3 protein-coding genes are annotated in these 2,570 nt (G+C 62.5%); all 3 read left to right on the top strand.

Translation table 11 applies throughout. The annotated features are described in order from the left end of the window. The coding region (locus tag AAC01S_RS19645; protein ID WP_169794098.1) for a hypothetical protein at positions 1-209 on the top strand (209 nt) is incomplete at its 5' end. Positions 210-387: 178 nt separating this feature from the next. Next, positions 388-1,599, top strand: coding sequence for a flagellar basal body rod C-terminal domain-containing protein (locus tag AAC01S_RS18320; protein WP_067625928.1), 1,212 nt, complete (start codon positions 388-390; stop codon positions 1,597-1,599). A gap of 27 nt (positions 1,600-1,626) precedes the next feature. After that, positions 1,627-2,415, top strand: a complete 789-nt coding sequence (locus AAC01S_RS18315) for a flagellar hook-basal body protein (RefSeq protein WP_067625925.1) — start codon at positions 1,627-1,629, stop codon at positions 2,413-2,415. The last annotated feature ends 155 nt before the right edge of the window (positions 2,416-2,570 follow it).

Raw genomic sequence — 2,570 nt, 5'->3', positions numbered from 1 at the left:
AAGACCTCGGGCCGCGCACAGTCGTGAATAAGGGGCAAAAGTACCGCTATCGGCACCGAGCGGCGCCGAAGGCGTGGAGCCGCCACTCGGATAAGGGACAAAAGTACCGTTATCGCCGCAGGCCCGAAGACCTCGGGCCGCGCGCAGTCGTGAATAAGGGACAAAAGTACCGTTATCCGATCCGGCCGCAAACCACGCGGTTGCGATAAGGGACAAAAGTGCCGTTATCGCCGCAGGCCCGAAGACCTCGGGCCGCGCACAGTCGTGAATAAGGGACAAAAGTGCCGCTATCGGCACCGAGCGGCGCCGAAGGCGGGGAGCCGCCCACGCGCCGCCCACGCGCCGCCGCGCACAGTCGGCATCACACCATAAGGAGGCATTTCGCGGATGATTCAGGGATTGACGACGGCAGCCGCCGGATTGGATGCCAACGAGCGGCTCGAACAACTGTTGTCCAACAACTTGGCGAACGAAGAGACGCCAGGATTCAAGTCGTCTTTCGCAGAATTCCTTGAGGATCCTGTCGATACCATGTACAAACAGCCGTATGGCAGCGGCCTCGGAACGGCCATCGGCCAAACCGGCAACGGCGTTGTCTTCCAGGAAGGCGTCCCGTCGTTCGCGCCCGGGGCGATGCAGCAAACCGGGAGATCGCTCGACATTTCCATCACCGACACCACGCCAAGCGGCCCCCTCGCGTCCGTGCAAGGGGCGAATAACGCGCCGATCACGGTCGCCGGCCCGATTTCCCCCGGCATCGGCAACCGCCTCGGCGTCAATGGGCAACCGCTTGCCGTGTACGGATCGAACGGGCAAGCTGTCGCCGGCATGTATGCTGTGAGGAATCCGGCGTATCAGGGATCGACGTGGGTCGGATCGGACGGATTGCCCGATTACGACGCTTCCGGGAATCCATCCTACCTAATTGAAAACGCGCAGGGCCAAGTCGTGTATACGCCTGGCACCACAACGACGCAGCCGTACGCGTTGCGGGTCGGCACGTCCGACGATATGGGAGATCACTCCTTCTACGCGGTCAACTACGTCGACAGCCAAGGCCAAAAGGGCATCGCGCTCACCAAGGACGGCGCCCTTCAGCTCGACGCGAACAACAACTTGACCGATGCGGCCGGCCACGAAATCATCCCCATCGGCCCGAACGGACAACCCATCGTCGGCGGTCGGATTCAGGTGAACCCGAATTACACCGGATCGTCCATCGTCAGCGCGACGGGGCAGCCGATCACGGACGCGAACGGGCAACCTTCGTTTCGCGTCTACGACGCAAACGGGAATCTCGTGAACGGCGGTCGGCTCGGCACGGTCGATGCCGATGTCACCCAACTGCAGCCGCTCGGCGAGACGGAATTCATGGTCGGCAATTCATACAGCACCGCCGCCGTGCTCCCGCAACTGAAAACCGGCACGGGCCAGCTGAATCCCGGCGAATTGGAACAGTCCAATGTCGATCCAACCTCGACCATGACGCAGATGATGTCGGCTATGAATATGTACGAAGCCAATCAGCGGATGGTCCAGACGGAAGACACCGTGCTCAATGAAGCGGTGAACGACGTCGGCAAAGTGAACAACGCGTAAGTCATAGACCACAATGAGGTGACAGCCGTGACACAGACGCTTTGGAATGCGTACAGCGGATTGACGGCGGCGAGCAATTGGCTCGATCGCGTCGGCGACAACGTCGCCAACATCGACACCGTCGGCTACGCGCAAGATCAAGGGACGTTCGCGGACGCGCTGACCATGCAGCTGTACGGATCGGCGACCGGGCCCGCGGATGCGGCGCGATCTACGCCGCCAGGCTGGCGCGGCGGCACAGGCGTCGTTCCGGTCAGCGAAGGCCGCGACTTCGACGGTATGACCATGCAGACCACCGGCAAGAGCACGGACGTCGCCATCCAAGGGCCCGGCTTCTTTACGGTCAGGACGCCGCAGGGCGTCATGTACACGAAGGCCGGCGACTTCATCTGGAGCGAACGTCCCGACGGACAATTCCAACTCGCGACCCCGCAAGGCTATCCCGTGCTCAGCACCTCCGGCCAACCGATCATCGAGCCGAAGAACGCTGGCCAGATGGCCATCGGCCCGAACGGCCAAATCTCCTTCGGCAGCGTCAAAGGTCCGCAGTTGGCCATCGCCGAGATCGGCCAGCCATCTGAGCACCTCGTCGCCCAAGGCAACAACCTGTACTCGCTCGCCAACGGCGGCCGCGCCCTGCCCGCGACTCAGTCGCAAGTCGTCCAAGGCGCCCTGCTGTACAGCAACGTCGACGAGTCCGAGCAGATGGCGGACATGATCCAGGCCCAAGCGATGTACCAGCAAAACGCCGAGAGCGTCTCGATCGCGAACCAGATGATGAACCTGGCCGACACGATCCGCCAAAGTGGCAACTAACGTACGCGCGTGGCGGCCCGAGTGAGGCTGGGCTGGTGCCACTGCACAAACCATAGTATGGATCGAACCGGCCATGGCCGGTTCGTACATTTTATGGGGGCTGCGTGGGCTGCGTGGGCTGCGTGGGCTGCGTGGCGAATAAGCGGCCCTCGGCC

This window comes from Alicyclobacillus acidiphilus NBRC 100859, from assembly GCF_001544355.1.
GTDB classification, from domain to species: domain Bacteria; phylum Bacillota; class Bacilli; order Alicyclobacillales; family Alicyclobacillaceae; genus Alicyclobacillus; species Alicyclobacillus acidiphilus.
Note: the sequence above shows the minus strand (reverse complement) of the source record. Positions and strands in the feature narration are given on the sequence as shown.

What these genes read in the sequence shown, in the direction of transcription:
- AAC01S_RS18320 (WP_067625928.1), top strand. Translation starts at nt 388, where the DNA reads ATGATTCAGGGATTGACGACGGCAGCCGCCGGATTGGATGCCAACGAG.